The organism is Pantoea wallisii, assembly GCF_002095485.1.
GTDB lineage: Bacteria > Pseudomonadota > Gammaproteobacteria > Enterobacterales > Enterobacteriaceae > Pantoea > Pantoea wallisii.
On record NZ_MLFS01000009.1, the window covers coordinates 32,173 to 51,435 of the forward strand.

The following is a 19,263-nucleotide window of genomic DNA, read 5'->3' on the forward strand; positions in this document are numbered from 1 at the left end:
GAGTGAGACCGGTTTATTTATGAGCAACCAAGCCCTAACCAAAACAGACTATTTGATGCGACTGCGTCGTTGTCGCTCAATTGATACCCTTGAACGGGTTATCGAAAAAAATAAGTACGAATTACCTGAAGATGAGTTAGCGGTTTTCTATTCCGCAGCCGATCACCGCCTGGCAGAGCTGACGATGAACAAGCTGTACGACAAAGTGCCTGGCTCCGTCTGGAAATACGTCCGCTAAGATCTGCCCTTCACGCTTTTCCGTTACGCCATCGTTTATCTGCAGGGATGATTCACCGGCAAGGGAGTGCCAGCGTAGTGCTGTCTGCTGTTTCTGAAGATTTTCTGGGGAGCAGAAATGGTGGAGGCCCTGCCAGCTACATCCCGGCACACGCGTCGCCTGCTGCGGCTGCTTCCTTCCGGACCTGACCGAGTTCACAAGTTAGCGTTGCGGGAGAACCAACAGGGCCCCCATTGACGAGCCCTCATTTCGAGAGCGTTGGCATTATCAGGTAAGCCCCTGGCAATTGCAAGCGCAGGCCGGACAACCGTTGGTTTCTTGAACAGAGCGGCGGTAAATACCTGCTGAACCGCCTTTCCCCATGCTAAAGTTGATGTTTTTGCAGGAGACGAAACGCTGCATGGGCGAGCAAAGCAACTTTTCTGAGCGCGTATGGCAAATCATTGCGGCTATCCCTAAAGGCAAAGTGACCACCTATGGCGATGTCGCCCTGCTGGCGGGATCGCCGCGTGCAGCGCGCCAGGTAGGCGGCGTGCTTCGGCGTCTGCCGCCGGGCAGCAAATTGCCCTGGTTCCGCGTAATCAATCGACACGGTCGTATCTCGCTACAGGGTGAGGACTTATTTCGCCAGCGCGATGCGCTTGAAGCGGAAGGCATTGAAGTGAATGATGCCGGTGAAATCGATTTAGAGAAGTACCGCTGGGCGTATTAAATTAGCGGTGCAGGATAAGGGCCGCCAGGTCCGCTGCCGTAGAGTAAAGCGGCAGCGGACCTGTGTGCCCCTGATTCGGTGCTGTGATTACATACTGGTTGGCGCAGGCACCGACGCTGAAGGCGTGACCTGAGTCGGGGACGTAGATGGCACCGTGGTTGCCGCACCCGGCTGGGTTGGCATCGCCATATTCGTCACCGGCACCAGCAGCAGCTCTGCTTTGGTTCCGCCCTGATTGATCACCGGCTTCACGGTATCGGTGACAAAGGCCAGCTTGCCATCGACCGTAATGGCTGCGCTCAGCAGAATACGTGCGTTCGGCTGGATGTCAGCCGGGTTGAACGGCAGCACAAACTGGAACGGCGCCTGTTTCCCTTCGGTACGCACCACGCGCTGCGAAAGCACTTTTGACGGCGCATCGGCCAGCGAGGCGTCTGCCAGCGTCACGGTCAGAACCGCATCCGGCGGCAGCGCAATGCGCTGGCGAATATACACCGAACCACTAACGTTAGGCTGCGCGATGGCGGCTTGCTGACCGGCGACCGTTGAGCCCAGCGTCGGTGTTGGCACCGGCTTGCTGTGATCGGCACACCCTGTGATCGCCGCAGCGAGCGTCATACCGCTAATAACTTGCCAGAGTTTCATCGATGTCGTCTCCTTGTGAACACTATGATTGTCGGCGGTAAAGTTGTTGGCTGGGTTTTCGACCGCCGATTGCTGTTAATTCTGGCACAAAAATCCCCATTGCGCCTGAAGGGGGGAAATCGCGGTAAAAGCGTTGCGGAAACTGGTCGGATCTTTCACACTTGCGCCATTGGCATCTCTGAGGAGTCCGTTATGAGCCAGGCACTGCACAACCTGCTTAATTTATTGAATCTGGAAAAGCTGGAAGAGGGTCTATTCCGCGGGCAAAGTGAAGATCTGGCCTGCGCCAGGTGTTTGGCGGCCAGGTCGTTGGTCAGGCGCTCTATGCAGCTAAGCAAACCGTGCCGGAAGCGCGCATTATCCACTCATTCCACAGCTACTTCCTGCGGCCCGGCGACAGCCAGAAAGCCATCATCTATGACGTTGAAACCTGCGGGATGGTAAAAGCTTCAGCGCCCGTCGCGTCAGCGCAGTGCAAAACGGGCAGCCCATTTTCTACATGACGGCGTCGTTCCAGGCACCTGAGAGCGGCTTCGAACATCAGAACAGCATGCCGGTGGTGCCGGGCCCGGATAACCTACCCTCTGAGCAGGATCTGGCGCAAAAACTGGCCGCTCACCTGCCGCTCAAACTCAAAGAGAAGTTCCTCGCCGAGCGCCCGCTGGATATCCGCCCGGTCCAGATTCACAACCCGCTAAAAGGCCGCGTTGATGAGCCGGTGCGCCAGGTCTGGATTCGCGCTAATGGCCAGCTGCCGGACGATCGGCGTATTCATCAGTATCTGCTGGGTTACGCTTCGGATCTTAACTTCCTGCCGGTTGCGCTACAGCCGCACGGCAAAGGCTTTCTGGAGCCCGATATGCAGGTGGCTACCATTGACCACTCTATGTGGTTCCACCGTCCGTTTGATCTCTCTGACTGGCTGCTCTACAGCGTGGTCAGTACATCGGCTTCCGGTGCGCGCGGCTTTGTGCGCGGTGAGTTCTATACCCGGGACGGCACGCTGGTGGCAACTACGGTGCAGGAGGGCGTGATGCGCCAGCGCGAGTCATAAAAAAAGGGGCGACCTGGTCGCCCCTTCTGCTGTTTATTATTTTATCGCACTGCTTCTCTTCATCCAGCGCATTACTGGTTGTAAGCGTTCTCGCCGTGGCTGTTCACGTCCAGACCTTCGCGCTCCTGCTCTTCCGGCACGCGCAGCCCGACAATCAGATCGGCCAGCTTAAAGCCGATGAAAGCCACTACGCCGGACCAGACGATAGTCACCAGACAGCTAAATACCTGAACCCAAACCTGATGGCCCATCGTCACGCCTTCCGCATAACCCACACCGCCCAGCGTAGAGGAGGCAAAGACGCCGGTCAGGATGCAGCCAAGGATACCGCACACGCCGTGCACGCCAAACACATCACACGGGTCATCAACGCGCAGCCATCTCTTCAGCGTGGTGACGCCCCAGATACCCGCCAGGCCGCCGGCCAGACCGATAATCAGCGCGCCGCCCACCCCCACATAACCGCAGGCCGGGGTAATCGCAACCAGACCAGCGATAAAGCCCGAGCAGGCGCCCAGCAGAGAGGGCTTGCCGCGCATTGCCCATTCGCCAAACACCCACGAGAGCACGGCACCGGCGGTGGCCACTACGGTATTCACGAACGCCAGCGCAGCGATCTCGTTGGCCGCAGACGCGGAGCCGGCGTTAAAGCCAAACCAGCCCACATACAGAATGGCGGTACCGATAAACACCATTGGCAGGTTATGCGGTTTGAATGCCTCTTTCCCGAAGCCCGCACGTTTACCCACCAGGTAGGCGCCCACCAGACCCGCAACCGCCGCGTTAATGTGCACTACCGTACCGCCTGCGAAATCCAGCGCGCCATCCTGCGCCAGATAACCGCCGCCCCACACCATATGGGCGATAGGCAGATAGGAGAGCGTCAGCCATACGCCGACAAAGATCAGCACCGCCGAGAAGCGAATACGCTCGGCAATCGCGCCCACAATCAGCCCTACGGTGATACAGGCGAATGAGGCCTGGAACGCCACGTGGATATATTGATAGAAGCTGCCCATCACCGCTTTCAGCTCAATATTCTTTAACATCACCCACTGGAAGTTACCGAAAAACGCATTGCCTTCGCTGAAGGCGAGTGAGTAGCCGTAGACCACCCACAGCACGCATACCAGCGCAAAGGTCACGGCCACCTGGGTGAGCATCGACAGCACGTTTTTGCCACGAATCAAGCCGCCGTAAAACAGGGCAATTCCCGGGATGGTCATAAACAGTACCAGCGCGGTACAGATCATCATAAAGGCGTTGTCAGCTTTATCCGCAACGGCAGGCGCAGCGGCCATTGCCAGAGACGGTAACAGCGCCAGGCTGGTGAGGCCCAACATGGTCATTACTTTTTTCATTTTATTCCATCCCATCACAATTCAGAGCCCCAGTTACAGTGCTGCTTCGTCGGTTTCGCCGGTACGAATACGGATAACGCGCTGCAATTCCGCGACGAAGATTTTGCCGTCGCCAATTTTGCCGGTATAAGCGGCTTTGCTGATGACATCGACCACTTCATCAAGTTGATCGTCCGCAATGGCAATATCAATTTTCACTTTTGGCAGGAAGTTAACGCTGTACTCAGCCCCGCGGTACAGTTCTGCATGGCCCTTCTGACGCCCAAAGCCTTTCACTTCGCTCACGGTCAGGCCCTGAATGCCAATGGAGGATAACGCTTCACGCACGTCCTCCAGCTTAAATGGTTTGATTACCACGGTAACCAGCTTCATACGTTCCCCTCCGGATATAAAAATGAGTGAGTCTTCGCGGACACGCAGAGAGTTAAGCAAAGGCTGTGCCATAAATGGCAAAAGAGGCGCGTGCGTCATGCAGGCGCATGCCATCACGCTTCGTTACGACCGGAAGTGAGAGGAGAAGTGAAGAGAAGCGCGCGGAGTGTTGTATTTTTGCACTCCTTTGGTGCTCATGGCCTCAAAGGAGTGCATTCTTACAGAACATTCCGATAAATACGGTCAAAAAAGGTGCAAATCACCCTTCAGCAGAGGCGGGTATGCTCGTCGCGAGTTCATCACCCGCCTGCTGCAGCTGATACATCTGCCAGTAGCGCCCTTGCTGCGCCAGCAGATGAGCGTGCGTGCCGCGTTCCACAACCTGACCGCGGTGCAGCACCAGAATCTGGTCGGCTTCAGTAATGGTAGAGAGGCGGTGCGCAATCACTACCAGCGTGCTGTGCTGGCGCAGCGCGCGCAGCGCATGCTGGATCGCCTGTTCGGTACCGGAATCGATGTTCGCGGTGGCTTCATCAAGAATTAAAATTTGCGGCAGAGAGACCAGCACGCGCGCCAGCGCCAGCAGCTGCTTCTGTCCAACCGAAAGATTGTTGCCCTGCTCACCCAGCCGCGTATGTATGCCCTCCGGCATTGACCGCGCCAGCGCAGCCAGCTGCACCGTCTCCAGCGCCTGCCACACCTGCGCTTCCGCAATATCACGGCCAAGACGCACGTTTTCCAGCAGGGTATCCGCCAGCACTACCGGGTCCTGCTGCACCATTGCCACGCTGGTGCGCAGCGCATCATGCGAGAGCTGCAGTAGCGGACGACCATCCAGCTCGATGCTGCCGCGCGTCACCGGATAGTAGCCCATGAGCAGATTGGCCAGCGTACTTTTACCGCTCCCGGTATGGCCCACCAGCGCCACAAAGCCGCGCGCCGGCACCTCAAGGTTGATATGACTCAACACATCGCGATCGTCACGGTAGGCGAAGCTCACGTCACGCAGGCTAATACGACCAGAGGCCAGCGGCTGAATATCATTGCCGTACCCCTGCTGCTGCGCATCCATCAGCTCAAAAATACGTTCGCCGGAGACAATAGCCTGCTGCAGCATCGATTGCTGCGTGGTGAGTTCAATCAGCGGTTCGTTGAGACGACCGAGATAAGTAATGAAGGCATACAGTACGCCCACTTCAAAGACACCCGGCGTGGCGAAGCTAAACAGCATTAATAGCCCGCACAAAATCAGTGCAGAAAACAGACTCAGCAGCGGTCGCAGCAGAAAACCATCCAGCCGTAACGTCTCCATGCGCGCCAGATAGTGTGAACGGCTCGCTTCACCTATCCGCTCGCCGAATCGTGCCTGCTGTCGGAATTGCTGGATAACGCTCATGCCGTTGATGATTTCGTTGAAACCATTGTTGATGTCAGCCAGATAGCTGCGCACGCGGCGTGCAATGGGCGTGCTGTAACGCTGATAAATCAGCATCACCGTGATGACCAGCGGGAAAATCACCAGTGCCACCAGTGCCATGCGCCAGTCCAGTGAGAACATGGCCACCAGCATTGCACCAATCAGCGCGGCGCTGCGCAGAACCGTTGCCACCACCGTGACATACAGATCTTTGATTACTTCGGTATCGTTGGTGACGCGTGAAATGATCTGCCCGACCGGCTGGGTATCAAAGGCGCTGAGCGGTTGGCGCAATGCGGCATTCATCACATCCACACGCAGCTGCTGCACCACACCAATCGCCGCCCGGTTAAAGAGCAGCGCCTGCAGATAGTGCAGGCCGGCCGCCAGTAACTGCAGCAGGATAAAACTCACCAGCAGGCCCGCCACGATGCCCCACGGCATGCGGTGTTTGGCGATCAGATTATCAATGAAATAACTCACCAGAATCGGCCCGGTAACCTCCGCCGCTGCGGCCACCCACAGCATGCCGACCGCCATCCACAGCGATTTACGCCACGGCTTGCCATAGGCGAGCAGACGTTTCAGCGTCGGCCATAAACGTTGTGATTTAGCCACGGTTTGCTCCTTCAGCCCCATCATCCTCATCCAGCGCCGCTTCCAGCTGCTGATAGCGATACATATCGCGATACCAGCCAGGCTGCGCGGCCAGCGTATCGTGATCGCCCCGCTGCACCACCGCACCCTGCTGCAGCACCAGGATTTCACTGGCCTCTGTCAGCGCCGACAGACGGTGCGCACTGATGATCAGCGTGCGGCCTTTGCCCCAGAGGCGCAGGTTGTGCAGGATGTCATGTTCGGTGCGGCCATCCACCGCCGAAAGGGCATCGTCCAGAATCAGGATCTCCGCATCGAGCAGTAGCGCGCGCGCAATGGCGATGCGCTGTTTTTGTCCGCCGGAGAGCATCACGCCGCGTTCGCCCACTTCGGTGTCATAGCCCTGCGGCAGACGCAGGATATCCTCATGAACGCAGGCCATCTGTGCCGCGCGCTCAATCTCTTGCTGGCTGGCGTCGGGCCGTCCCAGCGCCAGGTTGCTGGCAACGCTATCGGAGAACAGGAACGGCGTCTGGCTCACGACCGCCAGGCGGCTGCGCCAGCTATCCAGCCGCAGCTGCGGCAGCGGCATATTGTGATAGCGGATGTCGCCCTCGTTGATGTCGAAGTGGCGCTGAATCAGGCTCAGCAGCGTACTCTTACCACAGCCGGTCGGGCCACACAGCCCCAGCATCTGCCCCGGTTTCAGCTGGAAATGGAGATCGCTCAAAACCGGTGCCGGATTTGCCGGGTAGCGAAACGCACGAATCGCCACCTGCAGTACGCCGGGCTCATCCGGCAACGCCTGCTCTCCATCCTCCACCGCTGGCGCTTCCGCCAGCAGCGCGCGGATACGGCTCCACGCTGCGCTGCCACGCTCAACGATGTTAATCATCCACGCCAGCGCCAGCATCGGCCAGATCATCAGGCCGAGGTACATAACAAAACTGGTCAGCTGACCAAGCGTCAGCGTACCGTGCCAGACCATCCAGCCGCCGCCGGCAATCGCCAGCAGATTGGAAAAGCCCACAGCGATATAGATGGTGGGATCAAAACGCGCATCCACCCGCGCCACGTGCAGGTTCTTTTTTCCGGTGTCGCGGGCGATACCGGCGAACTGTTGCGACTGATGATCCTCCAGACCAAAAGCCTTGATCATACGAATGCTGGTCAGGCTCTCCTGGGTTTGATCGTTAAGGCTGGAGAACGCCGCCTGCGCCACTTTGAACCGATTGTGCAGGCGCGCGCCATCTTTCTGGATCACAAGCGCCATGATCGGCATGGGGATTAGCGCCAGTAACGTTAGCTCCCAGCTGATTTGCGTGCTCATCACCGCCAGCACCACCAGCCCCATCACCAGGGAGTCCACCAGCGTCAGCACCCCTTCCCCGGCAGCAAATACCACGCGATCCACATCGTTCGTGGCGCGGGCGATCAGATCGCCGGTGCGGTGGCGCAGATAAAAGGCCGGATGCTGGCGGCTCAGCTGGCGGTAGAAATCCTCACGCAGCTCGACTGCCAGCTGATAAGAGGCACCAAACAGCAGTACGCGCCAGACGTAGCGCAGCAGATAGACGATGACGGCGGTCACCAGCATGACGCCAATCCACATCATGATCTGGCCCGTAGAGAGCGAGTGCTGCGTTACGCCATCCACAATTACCCCGACAATATGCGGGGGCAGCAGCTGCAGCAGCGCAATGAGGATAAGCAAACTGATGGCACCGAGATAGCGCCGCCACTCGCGCAGGAAATACCAACTTAACTGGCTGAATAATCGCACAAGAGAGTCTCTGTTCTTGCCCGTCAGGGCGCTACCGGCAATGCGGTGGTGTATTTAATCTCTTCCATGGCGAAGCTGGAAGTCACATCTATCAGCCCCGGTACGCCATTGACCAGGCGCTTGTAAAAGCTATCGTAACTCTTCATATCGGCCACCTGAATACGCAGCAGATAGTCGTATTCGCCGGCCATGCGGTAGAAGGCCATCACTTCAGGCATCTGTTGCACCACGGCGACAAACTGCCGGAACCAGTCGCTATTGTGCTGTTGGGTTTTGATCAGCATAAACGCCGTCAGAGAAAGCCCGAGCTTTTCCCCATCAAGCAGGGCGACGCGTGCCCGAATAATGCCATCATCTTCCAGCTTTTTCAGGCGTTTCCAGCACGGCGTCGTAGTGAGATTGACCGCCTCCGCCAGCGCCTGCAGGGATAGCGTACAATCCTGTTGCAGCATCGCCAGCAGTGTACGGTCAGTTTTATCTAACATCTGCCACCTCAGGAGAAAATTTTTCTCTTATTCGGGCATTATAGCGCGATATTAGCAACCTCTTTTTCCTGCCAGTGCCTTACACTGGGCGCAGTTATTTTCACGGAATTGCCACATGCAAACGCTCTGGGTTCGCCACGCTATTAACGAAATCAACGCCGATTTTCAACGTTCTGCGGATACGCATCTGATTCGCTTTACGCTGGATGATTTTCCCGGTATTGGCTTTTATCTCAAGGACGAAAGCACACATCCGAGCGGCAGCCTGAAGCACCGCCTGGCGCGCTCGCTGTTTCTTTATGGCCTGGCGAATGGCTGGATCCGTGAAAATACGCCGATTATTGAAGCCTCCTCCGGCAGTACTGCCGTGTCGGAAGCCTACTTTGCCCGCCTGCTTGGCCTGCCCTTTATCGCCGTGATGCCCGCCAGTACGGCGAAGCGCAAAATTGAACTGATCCGCTTTTACGGCGGCGAGTGCCATTTCGTGGCCGATCCCTGCCAGCTGTACAGCGAGTCGGAACGCCTGGCGCAGGAACTGAATGGCCATTTTATGGATCAGTTTACCTATGCAGAGCGCGCCACCGACTGGCGCGGCAATAACAATATCGCTGAGAGCATTTTTCGCCAGATGGCGCGCGAGCCGTATCCGGTACCACATACGCTGATCATGAGTGCCGGAACGGGCGGCACGTCAGCAACGCTGGGCCGCTACATACGCTATCAGGGGCATGACACGCGCCTGCTGGTGGTCGATCCGCAGCACTCGGTGTTCTTTGATTACTGGCACAGCCGCGACAAAACGCTGCGCAGCGCACGCGGCAGCCTGATTGAGGGCATTGGACGTCCACGTGTTGAACCCTCTTTTTTGCCGGATGTGATCGATGAGATGGTGAAGGTCGCGGATGGCGCGACGGTTGCCGCCATGCTGCAGCTGGAAAAGATTCTTGGTCGCCGTCCGGGTGCCTCAACCGGTACAAACTTCTGGGGCATGATGCAGGTGGCAAAACAGATGCGAGCGAATGGTTTACAGGGTTCGCTGGTGACACTGCTGTGTGACAGCGGGGAGCGCTATCCCGATACTTACTACAATCCGCAGTGGGTGGCAGAGCATATTGGCGATATCCAGCCGTGGCAGCGCGAGCTGCAATAAAAAACCGGACATCCTGTCCGGTTCACTGTAAGCCTCAGCATTCGGGGGAATAATCGAGGTGTGGTGTGGTCATCCAGTGATTTAAGTAGTGAGACACAGCCTGTGTCTCGCAATGACCGATAACCGGCAAATGCGGCAAAGAAGCTTTGAGCTGGTGCATGGCGTTGCCCATAATGAAGCCGCGCCCGACGCGCTCCAGCATTTCGCGATCGTTCATGGCATCGCCAAACGCCATGCAATCCGCCAGTGTCAGCGAGAGATGCTGACACAATCGCGCCAGTGCCGATCCCTTATGACAGCCGACCGGCAGTACTTCCAGGCAATCCCAGGCCGAAAAACAGATATTGGCGCGATCGCCCAGCGCCTGCAGCAGCTCCGTTCTGAGCGCCTGCAGCATCTCGTGCGGGGCAATAAAGCACACTTTCGTCACGTCATGCGCAGACATCTTTCGTAAGTCGCGCAGCTGATACTGAAAACCGCTCATGGCGTGCGCTTCCAGCAGGCCGGGCAGCGGTTTGTCGGTAAACCAGCCTTCGTCATTGAAGATGTGGATGGATGCCGGGGTCTGCCAGTGGCTATGGAGCACCTCTTCCGCCACCGCCGACGGTAAATCACACCCGTACAGCCGGGTGCCATCAGGCGCATGAATACGTGTGCCGTTGCCGGTAATGAGCCAGGCGGGTAAGGTAATTTGATCGCGCACCGCCTGCATGTCCATCAGGTGGCGGCCAGTGGCAAAAGTCAGTGTGACATCACGCTGATGCAGCGCGTGCAGGCTGCTGAGCGTCTCCTGACCTAACCGGTGCGTGGGCAGCAGCAGCGTGCCGTCCATATCAAATGCCGCAAGGCGAGCCATAGCCATCTCCTGTCTGAATAAGGCCTCTACTATCGCCTGGTAATTACGGAACTAATAGTGAATACTTTTGGCAAACTGTTCCGGGTTTATATATGCGTCAGCTTCATCGGGTTAATCAATATCAGCGCCTGTGGCAACTGAGCCAGGGCAAACCACAACGCATGAGCGTGACGGCCATCGCGCAGCGCTGCTTTTGCAGCGACCGTCATGCGCGCACGCTGCTGCGTCAGTGGCAGGATGCCGGCTGGCTGCGCTGGCAGGCGGAAGCCGGGCGCGGCAAGCAGGGTGAACTGACTTTTTTACAATCGCCTGAGCAGCTGCGTCAGCAGCTCTTAACGCAGCAGCTGGATGCCGGTGAAGCGCTACAGGCGCTGCAGGTGCTGGACGTGCATCCCGAAAGGCTGGTGAGAATGCTGCGTCCGCTGATGGGTGGCCAGTGGCAAAACCAGGCACCGGTACTGCGTATCCCCTACTACCGCGCCATGGAGACACTCTCTCCGCTGCACCTGACCGGGCGCGCCGAGCAGCATCTGGTGCGGCAGATTTTTTCCGGCCTGACGCGCTTTTGCGGCGAGGACGTTGAAGGCGATCTTGCTCATCACTGGCAGCATGATGAGAGCGGCCGCGAATGGTATTTCTGGCTGCGACCACAGCTCAGCTGGCATAACGATGAACCGGTACAGGCCGCGCAGCTGGCGGCACAGCTGCAACGAATTAAGCAGACCTCACAAGGTGGCCGACTGCTGGCCGCCATTGAGCAGATCGACGCGCCGCACCCGCTGGCGCTGCGTATCCGGCTGCGTTTCAGTGATTACTGGCTGCCGCAGCGCCTGGCGCATCAATACTGCCTGCTGACGCATCCGGAATGCGCGGAGATCGGCAGCGGACCGTGGAAAAGTGTGCACTTTACCCCGGAGCTGGTGCGGCTGGAGAGCCATGCACGCTGGCATTTGCAGCGCCCGCTGATTCAGGTGGTGGAATACTGGATCACGCCGCAGCTGTTTGCCCGCGGTCTGGGCACCAGCTGCCGTCATCCGGTACAGATCGCGATTGGCGATCCTGATGAGCTGGACGCCCTGCGCCCGGTCGATCGCAGCGTTAGCCTCGGTTTTTGCTATCTGGCACCGCGCATCTCGGACCATTTCAGCGCTGCGCAGGCGCGCACCCTTATTGCCTTAATCCAGCAAAGCGGCGTGATTCAGCAGCTTCCGCTGGATGAAGGGTTAATTACGCCAAGCCATGAGCTGCTGCCCGGCTGGCCGGTGCCGCGGATGCCGAAGCAGATAGCCTCTGTGCGTCTGCCGGATACACTGACGCTGCACTATCATCTCCCCGTGGAGCTGCACGTAATGGCGGAAGCGCTGGTCACCTTACTGGCGCAGCACGGCTGTACCCTGACCTGCGTCTTCCACGATGTAAAAAGCTGGCGCGACGACATCGATCTTAGCGGGGCTGACGTGGTGATGGGCGACCGGTTGATTGGCGACGCACCACTGTTTACGCTCGCTAACTGGCTGGAGAACGATGCGGTATGGTGCCCGCTGCGCCCTACGGTGCTACACCCAGAGCTGCACGCGATCGCCTGTCAGCAGGATGCCACTCTGCGCGCAGCAGCGCTCCATCAGCTATTTCAGCAGCTGATGCATGAGGGCCATCTGCTACCGCTGTTTAATTATCGCTATCAGGTGTTCGCGCCCCCCGGCGTGGAGGGAATTCAGCTCAACAGTCTGGGCTGGTTCGATTTTACCCGCGCCTGGATTCCACCGCCTGCCGCAGCGGATGCTGTTCAGGGCGCGCCGGAGCCAGTACCATAAGCACACTGCTTTATGGGGAAGAATAAAATGAAACGAGCTGTTGTCGTATTCAGTGGCGGACAAGACTCCACCACCTGCCTGATTCAGGCGCTGCAACAATATGATGAAGTGCACTGCGTTACCTTTGACTATGGCCAGCGTCACCGTGAAGAGATCGCGGTGGCGGCTGCCCTGTCCCACCAGCTGGGTGCCCGCGCGCACAAAGTGCTGGATGTCACCCTGCTTAATGAGCTCGCCGTCAGCAGCCTGACGCGTGACAACATTCCGGTGCCGGCTTACGATCCCGATGCAAGCGGACTGCCAAGCACCTTTGTCCCGGGCCGTAATATTCTGTTCCTGACGCTGGCCGCTATCTATGCCTGGCAGGTTGAGGCAGAAGCGGTGATTACCGGCGTATGCGAAACGGATTTCTCCGGCTATCCGGATTGCGTGATGAGTTTGTCAGGGCGCTGAATAATGCGGTCAACCTGGGTATGGCGCGTGACATCCGTTTTGAAACACCGCTGATGTGGCTTAACAAAGCAGAGACCTGGGCACTGGCCGATTACTGGCAACAGCTGCCGCTGGTACGCGCTGAAACGTTGACCTGCTATAACGGCATAAAAGGCGACGGCTGCGGCGAGTGCGCAGCCTGTCATCTGCGCGCGCGCGGACTGGCTGATTACCAGGCCAACGCTGCCGCCGTTATGGCCGCGATGAAACAGAAAAGTGGCCTGAACTGACGCTCGCCATCACTGAAGCTGGCGTCGCTGGCGCCAGTTATGAGCTCTCCGCCATTAGTGCGGAGAGACGCTCACGCAGCTCTCCTTCCATCGGCACCGCTTTCTGCGTGCGCAAATCAATACAGACAAACGTCAGCATCGCATCGGCCACCACCGTCTCATCGTCCGCCAGCAGCACGCGCTGTGCGATGATGCCGCTCTTGCCGCTCAGCTGCGCCACTTCGCTCTCAATGTGCAGCACATCGCCCAGCACGGCCGGACGGCGATAGTTGATATTGATGTTGACCACAACAAACGCCAGCTTCTGCTCCATTAGCCAGTGAAAGGCATCGACCTCCTCCAGCCATTGCCAGCGCGCCTCTTCGAGAAACTCCAGATAGCGCGCGTTATTAACATGCTGATAGACATCGAGATGGTAACCGCGCACTTTGATCGTGGTCTGCATGCTTACTCCTGTTCAGGCTGAGAATGACAACTGGTTGGACCTGTTGAGCATAGCACAGCCTGAATTCCTGCTTTACCAATCCTTCAGAGTCGCGAGCCGCTTCACAATTTCAGGCGACTGCCATTGCGCTCAATCAGCGCACTGCCGATGCCTGGCACCTCTTTGAGTTGTTCGATGGCGGTAAAGGGGCCGTACTCCTCTCGGTAGCTGACAATCGCCTGCGCTTTTTTCAACCCGATACCATTCATGGCGCTGGCCAGTTGCTCGGCGGTAGCCTGATTGATGCTGACCTGCCCCTCCTGCGGCGTGGACACCTGCACTGCCTGCGTTTCGCCGGGACGCTCTGCCGCCGCCACTCCGGTAGTATAAACCGCGCCGCCCAGCGCCAGCGTGATGCAAAAGGCATGAAATGTTGATTTGAACATGCTGTATTTCTCCTTGTGTTTGACAGCCACTGCAGGGTGTCACAAGTAAAATCGGCACTCAAAAGGGGATTTGCAGATATGGAAAAGGCCGCAGAAGCGGCCTTTGAGTGTTGCAGCGGATTAACTTTTTTTGTGAGGCTTACTGGTTTTGTGCGGCTGCGCCGTACTTGATCTTCGCCTCTTTACGCAGGTTCTCCAGCAGCGCTTCGAAGGCGATCTGAGCATTGTTCTGCGTAACACCTTTCACCATCTCATCAGTCTGCGCCTGCGGCATGTTGCCTGCATTGACTTTATCCAGCGCGATCAATACCACGTTGCCCTGCATATCTTCGCTCACGCCCCACGACGGCTTGTTATTCGCCGGCTGTGGCAGATTGAAGGCGGACTGTGCAACCGGGTCCTGAGCATTGCGATCAAACGACTTGCTGGCGCTCAGCGTCAGGCCAGCAGCTTTCAGGGCATCCTCTTTACCGGCTTTCAGATCGGCCAGCAGTTTGTCCGCCTGCGCTTTCGCCTGCTGTGTCGCTTTATCATGCTTCAGGGTATCGGTAATCTGCGCTTTCACCTGATCCAGCGGTTTGACCGCTTCAGGTTTATGCTCGCTGATGCGCAGTACAAAAGCCCGATCGCCATCCACGCTGATGATATCCGAGTTATTACCCGGTGCGCCGTTCTGCCCGGTTAAACCGCCATTGAAAATCGCCTGTTTCACCGCATCGAAATCCAGTTCAGCCGGCACATTGTCATGGCTGAACCAGCCGGTTTCATTGACCTTCATGCCCGAAGCCTGTGCGGCACCGGCCAGCGACTCATTGTCGTTGCTGGCAGCTTCGCTCACTTTCTGCTGCATTTTATAGAAAGCATCAACCGCTTTTTCCTGCTTCACCTTATCGGCAATCACAGCATGCACTTCAGCCAGCGGCTTAACCTGCTCCGGCTGGATATCTTCCAGACGCACGACCAGGAAACCCACCGAGGATTTGATTACGCCTGAGAGCTGGCCTTTCTGCGTCAGATTCGCGCTCTTCAGCTCGTCTGGCGTCGTGGCAGGCTCCAGCCAGCCCATATCACCGCCTTTGCGGGCCGAGATGGGATCGATAGATTTACTTTTCGCCAGCGTGGCAAAATCGTCGCCTTTTTTCAGCGCATCCAGTACCGCGTTAGCATCTGCTTCGGTTTTGGTCTGAATGATGCTGTAGCGATTACGCTGCGGCTGCGAATAGTCCGCTTTGTGCTGATCGTACCAGCTCTGAATATCCGCTTCGCTCACCGCTTCCTGCAGGCTGGCGGCATCCATTTTGATGTAGCTAACGCGGAACTGCTCCGGCGCCATGAAGCTGCTCTGGTGCTGCTGATAATATTGCGAGATTTCGTCGTCGCTGACGCTCTGTTTGGCAGCCAGCGCATTCACATCAATCACCGCCTGACGGACTTCACGCTGCTGCGAGACGAGATCCACCAGCTTGCTGGTTTCGCCCTTGAGCATGAAATCGGTATTCGCAATGGCGTTGATCAACTGCTGCGTGGAGAGTTGCTTACGCAGCGCTTCCGCATACTGATCTGCGCTGAAGCCCATGCTGGTGATCGTGCCGTTGTATTTGGCGTTGTCGAACTTACCGTTGGTCTGGAAAGCCTGCTGATTGAAGATCGCCTGCTTGACCTGATCATCGCTAATGCCGATGTGCAGATCTTTGATGTATTGATCGAGCAGTGCCTGATCGATCAGCTGCGACAGCGCCTGCTGGCGCATCTGCTGCATATAGCCATCATTACCCGCCAGCTGTGAGAACTGATCGCCCAGCATCTGCTGCTGGCGATTGCGTTCGCTGTTGAACGCCTGTTCCAGCTCTCCGCGGCTGATTTCGTGGCCGTTCACTTTGGCAGCGTAATCGCTGTTACCGCCGATCAGGTAGTTGCCCACCCCGGTCAGTACGAATGACAGGATGATCAGTCCCAGAATAATCTTGAGCACGACATGATTCGACGCCGCGCGTAAATTGTCCATCATGGTATGACAACACTCCGCTGTAGTGTGAATGTAAAGCTCAGACACGATGTCATCATCGTGCAGCTGCGGTTCAGGCTGGCAGCCGGCAACCATGCGGAGACTGTAGCCAATGGCTAAAGTCGCGCATCAAGATAAAAAAAGGCACATCAAAAATGATGTGCCCGTATGTTACATGAGAACGGCTTTTTCGTCCTCAATCCATAGAAGAAAATGCTTCGATGGCGGTATCAGCGGTCATTAATTGACGGAATCTTTCAGTGCTTTACCCGCACGGAAGCCCGGTACTTTACCAGCCGGGATGGTGATCTCTTTACCCGTTTGCGGGTTACGGCCAGTGCGAGCTGCACGCTCACGTACTGAGAAAGTACCGAAACCTACCAGAGCCACTTCGTCACCGCTTTTCAGCGCGTCAGAAACGGAGCCCATGAATGCATCTAATACACGTCCAGCTGCAGCTTTAGAAATGTCCGCGTCGGCAGCAATTTTGTCGATCAATTGTGACTTATTCACTCTCTTCATCCCCTCTTTTATTATTCACATCGCACCCGCGCTTCCCGCCCGGTGCGAACGCGCAGCCAGTTATATCAAGCCAGTGGTGCTGAAACAACGGTATTCATCTTATTCGTTGATCCGGCAGCCCCCTAAATTAGCGGCACAAAAAAAAGCTGGCAAGCCCGATTTAGCCTGCCAGCTTCGCTTTTTAACGGTTTTTGCCGTTAATCACTATTTCGCGGTTGCTACCTGCATACCGTAAGGCGCATTTTCCAGTGCCAGAGTCAGCACTTCTTCAATGCGCTTCACCGGATGAATGGTGAGATCGGCAATGACGTTGGCCGGAATCTCTTCCAGATCGCGCTTGTTTTCGTCCGGGATCAGCACGGTTTTGATGCCGCCGCGATGCGCAGCCAGCAGCTTCTCTTTCAGGCCACCAATCGGCAGTACCTGACCGCGCAGCGTGATTTCACCGGTCATCGCCACATCCGAACGCACCGGGTTACCGGTCAAACAGGAGACCAGCGCGGTGCACATAGCGATACCGGCACTTGGACCATCCTTCGGCGTCGCACCTTCCGGCACGTGCACGTGGATGTCACGCTTCTCATAGAAATCACCGTTGATGCCCAGCTTCTCAGCACGCGCACGCACCACGGTCAGGGCCGCCTGGATTGACTCCTGCATAACTTCACCCAGCGAGCCGGTATAGGTCAGTTTACCTTTGCCCGGTACGCAGGCGGTTTCAATCGTCAGCAGATCGCCACCCACTTCGGTCCACGCCAGGCCAGTCACCTGCCCGACGCGATTTTCACTGTCGGCACGGCCGTAGTCAAAGCGCTGAACGCCAAGGAAGTCCTTGAGGTTATCGCCGTTGATGCTGATGCTTTTCTTCGCTTTATCCATCAGCAGGGTTTTCACCGCTTTACGGCACAGCTTGGAGAGTTCGCGCTCCAGGCTACGCACGCCCGCTTCACGGGTGTAATAACGGATAATGCCGATGATCGCGCTGTCATCAACTTCGATCTCTTTCTCTTTCAGCGCGTTACGCTCAATCTGCTTCGGCAGCAGGTGCTGTTTGGCGATGTTAAGTTTTTCATCTTCGGTATAACCGGAAAGACGAATCACTTCCATACGGTCCAGCAGCGGCGCCGGGATGTTCATGGAGTTGGACGTCGCCACAAACATCACATCAGAGAGATCGTAATCCACTTCCAGATAGTGATCGTTGAACGCGATGTTCTGTTCCGGGTCCAGCACTTCCAGCAGAGCCGAAGCCGGGTCACCACGCATGTCCGAGGACATCTTATCGATCTCATCCAGCAGGAACAGCGGGTTCTTAACGCCAACTTTCGCCATTTTCTGGATCAGTTTGCCCGGCATTGAACCGATGTAAGTGCGGCGATGTCCGCGGATTTCCGCTTCATCACGCACGCCGCCGAGTGCCATACGCACATATTTGCGGCCGGTCGCTTTCGCAATTGACTGACCCAGCGAGGTTTTACCTACGCCTGGCGGTCCGACGAGGCACAGAATCGGCCCTTTGATTTTGCTGACGCGGCTCTGCACGGCAAGATACTCAAGGATACGATCCTTGACGCGCTCCAGACCGTAGTGGTCGGTATCCAGCGTCTCCTGTGCTTTACGCAGATCTTTTTTCACTTTACTGCGCGCGTTCCACGGAACCTGCACCATCCAGTCGATATAGCCGCGCACGACCGTCGCTTCCGCAGACATCGGCGACATCATCTTCAGCTTCTGCAGTTCCGCTTCCGCTTTCTCACGCGCTTCAGCAGGCATTTTGGCCGCGTCGATTTTACGTTTCAGCGCTTCATATTCGTCCGGCGCATCATCCATCTCGCCCAACTCTTTCTGAATCGCCTTCATCTGTTCATTCAGATAGTATTCGCGCTGGCTCTTCTCCATCTGCTTTTTCACGCGGTTGCGAATGCGCTTCTCAACCTGCAGCAGATCGATCTCCGACTCCATCATCGCCATCAGGTATTCCAGACGCTCGTTGATGTCGGACATCTCCAGCACAGACTGCTTATCCGCCAGCTTAAGCGGCATGTGCGCTGCCACGGTATCCGCAAGGCGCGCAGCATCATCAATGCTGTTCAGTGAGGTTAATACCTCAGGTGGAATCTTTTTATTCAGTTTGATGTAGCCTTCAAACTGATTGATGGCGGTACGTACCAGCACTTCCTGTTCGCGCTCTTCAATTTCCGGCGAAACCAGGTATTCGGCCTGGGCCACAAAGTGGTCGCCATTGTCGGCTAAAGTGGTGATACGTGCGCGCTGTAGCCCTTCCACCAGCACTTTTACCGTGCCATCTGGCAGTTTGAGCATTTGCAGTACGGAGGCAACGGTCCCTACTGCGAAGAGATCGTTAATACCAGGTTCATCCGTTGAAGCCTCTTTCTGGGCAACCAGCATGATCTTCTTGTCATGATCCATCGCCGCTTCAAGGCAACGAATCGATTTTTCCCGACCAACAAACAACGGAATTACCATGTGCGGATAAACCACCACGTCGCGCAGAGGCAACACGGGGATTTCAATGCGTTCAGAACGCTCAGGATTCATAGAGCTCTCTCTTAGTTTAATGTCCGCCAGGTGATGGGTACCGCGTAATACAGGCTGTATGCGGTTAAACCCACAGGATATTGAGTATATGGGGTTGCTTG

The 19,263-nt window shown here is 56.8% G+C and carries 17 protein-coding genes, 1 other RNA gene and 2 pseudogenes; 7 read left to right on the forward strand and 13 right to left on the reverse strand.

Features of this window, described 5'->3' with window-relative positions:
- The first annotated feature begins 19 nt into the window (after positions 1-19).
- Positions 20-238 carry an HHA domain-containing protein gene (locus tag HA48_RS05100; RefSeq protein ID WP_128600065.1) on the forward strand — a complete coding sequence of 73 codons (219 nt, stop codon included), beginning with the start codon at positions 20-22 and terminating at the stop codon, positions 236-238.
- Between the two features lie 127 nt (positions 239-365).
- On the opposite strand, the gene ffs is transcribed toward HA48_RS05100, so the two are convergent.
- An RNA gene (ffs, locus tag HA48_RS05105) (signal recognition particle sRNA small type) lies at positions 366-462 on the reverse strand.
- Positions 463-638: 176 nt separating this feature from the next.
- On the opposite strand from ffs, the gene HA48_RS05110 reads away from it, so the two are divergent.
- Positions 639-950 carry an MGMT family protein gene (locus HA48_RS05110; protein WP_128600066.1) on the forward strand — a complete coding sequence of 104 codons (312 nt, stop codon included), beginning with the start codon at positions 639-641 and terminating at the stop codon, positions 948-950.
- Positions 951-1,037: 87 nt separating this feature from the next.
- On the opposite strand, the gene HA48_RS05115 is transcribed toward HA48_RS05110, so the two are convergent.
- Positions 1,038-1,595, reverse strand: coding sequence for a YbaY family lipoprotein (locus tag HA48_RS05115; protein ID WP_128600067.1), 558 nt, complete (start codon positions 1,593-1,595; stop codon positions 1,038-1,040).
- Between the two features lie 192 nt (positions 1,596-1,787).
- On the opposite strand from HA48_RS05115, the pseudogene tesB reads away from it, so the two are divergent.
- Positions 1,788-2,649: pseudogene (gene tesB, locus HA48_RS05120) on the forward strand (acyl-CoA thioesterase II).
- Positions 2,650-2,720: 71 nt separating this feature from the next.
- Here the strand turns inward: tesB and amtB are convergent.
- The 5 genes from amtB to HA48_RS05145 form a co-directional block, all read right to left on the reverse strand.
- Positions 2,721-4,010 (reverse strand): ammonium transporter AmtB, encoded by a 1,290-nt coding sequence (amtB, locus tag HA48_RS05125; protein WP_128600068.1) that lies wholly within the window; start codon positions 4,008-4,010, stop codon positions 2,721-2,723.
- 33 nt (positions 4,011-4,043) lie between these two features.
- On the reverse strand, positions 4,044-4,382 hold the full coding sequence (gene glnK / locus HA48_RS05130; RefSeq protein WP_003850469.1) for a P-II family nitrogen regulator: 339 nt from the start codon (positions 4,380-4,382) through the stop codon (positions 4,044-4,046).
- A gap of 259 nt (positions 4,383-4,641) precedes the next feature.
- Positions 4,642-6,417 carry a SmdB family multidrug efflux ABC transporter permease/ATP-binding protein gene (locus HA48_RS05135; RefSeq protein WP_128600069.1) on the reverse strand — a complete coding sequence of 592 codons (1,776 nt, stop codon included), beginning with the start codon at positions 6,415-6,417 and terminating at the stop codon, positions 4,642-4,644.
- Positions 6,410-8,179 (reverse strand): SmdA family multidrug ABC transporter permease/ATP-binding protein, encoded by a 1,770-nt coding sequence (locus tag HA48_RS05140; protein WP_128600070.1) that lies wholly within the window; start codon positions 8,177-8,179, stop codon positions 6,410-6,412. Before HA48_RS05140 ends, HA48_RS05135 begins: the two co-directional genes overlap by 8 nt.
- A gap of 23 nt (positions 8,180-8,202) precedes the next feature.
- On the reverse strand, positions 8,203-8,664 hold the full coding sequence (locus HA48_RS05145) for an Lrp/AsnC family transcriptional regulator (protein ID WP_128600071.1): 462 nt from the start codon (positions 8,662-8,664) through the stop codon (positions 8,203-8,205).
- Between the two features lie 115 nt (positions 8,665-8,779).
- Between HA48_RS05145 and HA48_RS05150 the strand changes: the two genes are divergently transcribed.
- Positions 8,780-9,814 carry a PLP-dependent cysteine synthase family protein gene (locus HA48_RS05150; protein ID WP_128600072.1) on the forward strand — a complete coding sequence of 345 codons (1,035 nt, stop codon included), beginning with the start codon at positions 8,780-8,782 and terminating at the stop codon, positions 9,812-9,814.
- Positions 9,815-9,848: 34 nt separating this feature from the next.
- On the opposite strand, the gene cof is transcribed toward HA48_RS05150, so the two are convergent.
- Positions 9,849-10,670, reverse strand: coding sequence for an HMP-PP phosphatase (gene cof, locus HA48_RS05155; RefSeq protein WP_128600073.1), 822 nt, complete (start codon positions 10,668-10,670; stop codon positions 9,849-9,851).
- A gap of 92 nt (positions 10,671-10,762) precedes the next feature.
- Here cof and HA48_RS05160 point away from each other — a divergent pair, with 92 nt between their 5' ends.
- Entirely contained in the window at positions 10,763-12,484 is a 1,722-nt protein-coding gene (locus HA48_RS05160) for an SgrR family transcriptional regulator (RefSeq protein ID WP_128600074.1), read from the forward strand.
- Between the two features lie 27 nt (positions 12,485-12,511).
- A pseudogene (gene queC / locus HA48_RS05165) lies at positions 12,512-13,206 on the forward strand (7-cyano-7-deazaguanine synthase QueC).
- A gap of 37 nt (positions 13,207-13,243) precedes the next feature.
- On the opposite strand, the gene HA48_RS05170 reads toward queC, so the two are convergent.
- The 4 genes from HA48_RS05170 to hupB all read right to left on the reverse strand — a co-directional run bounded on the left by HA48_RS05170 (position 13,244) and on the right by hupB (position 16,594).
- On the reverse strand, positions 13,244-13,651 hold the full coding sequence (locus HA48_RS05170; protein ID WP_128600075.1) for an acyl-CoA thioesterase: 408 nt from the start codon (positions 13,649-13,651) through the stop codon (positions 13,244-13,246).
- 101 nt (positions 13,652-13,752) lie between these two features.
- Entirely contained in the window at positions 13,753-14,076 is a 324-nt protein-coding gene (locus HA48_RS05175) for a ComEA family DNA-binding protein (protein ID WP_128600076.1), read from the reverse strand.
- A gap of 139 nt (positions 14,077-14,215) precedes the next feature.
- Positions 14,216-16,084, reverse strand: a complete 1,869-nt coding sequence (gene ppiD / locus HA48_RS05180) for a peptidylprolyl isomerase (RefSeq protein ID WP_128600077.1) — start codon at positions 16,082-16,084, stop codon at positions 14,216-14,218.
- Between the two features lie 237 nt (positions 16,085-16,321).
- The gene (hupB, locus tag HA48_RS05185) at positions 16,322-16,594 is read right to left on the reverse strand and encodes a nucleoid-associated protein HU-beta (protein ID WP_128600078.1); all 273 of its coding nucleotides are present in this window, start codon (positions 16,592-16,594) and stop codon (positions 16,322-16,324) included.
- Between hupB and HA48_RS22135 the strand changes: the two genes are divergently transcribed.
- Complete coding sequence (locus HA48_RS22135) at positions 16,509-16,838, forward strand: hypothetical protein (RefSeq protein ID WP_162288094.1); 330 nt, start codon at positions 16,509-16,511, stop codon at positions 16,836-16,838. The genes hupB and HA48_RS22135 overlap by 86 nt on opposite strands.
- Here HA48_RS22135 and lon read toward each other — a convergent pair.
- Positions 16,808-19,162 (reverse strand): endopeptidase La, encoded by a 2,355-nt coding sequence (gene lon / locus HA48_RS05190; RefSeq protein WP_128600079.1) that lies wholly within the window; start codon positions 19,160-19,162, stop codon positions 16,808-16,810. The two genes, HA48_RS22135 and lon, sit on opposite strands and share 31 nt — an antisense overlap.
- Positions 19,163-19,263: the final 101 nt, after the last annotated feature.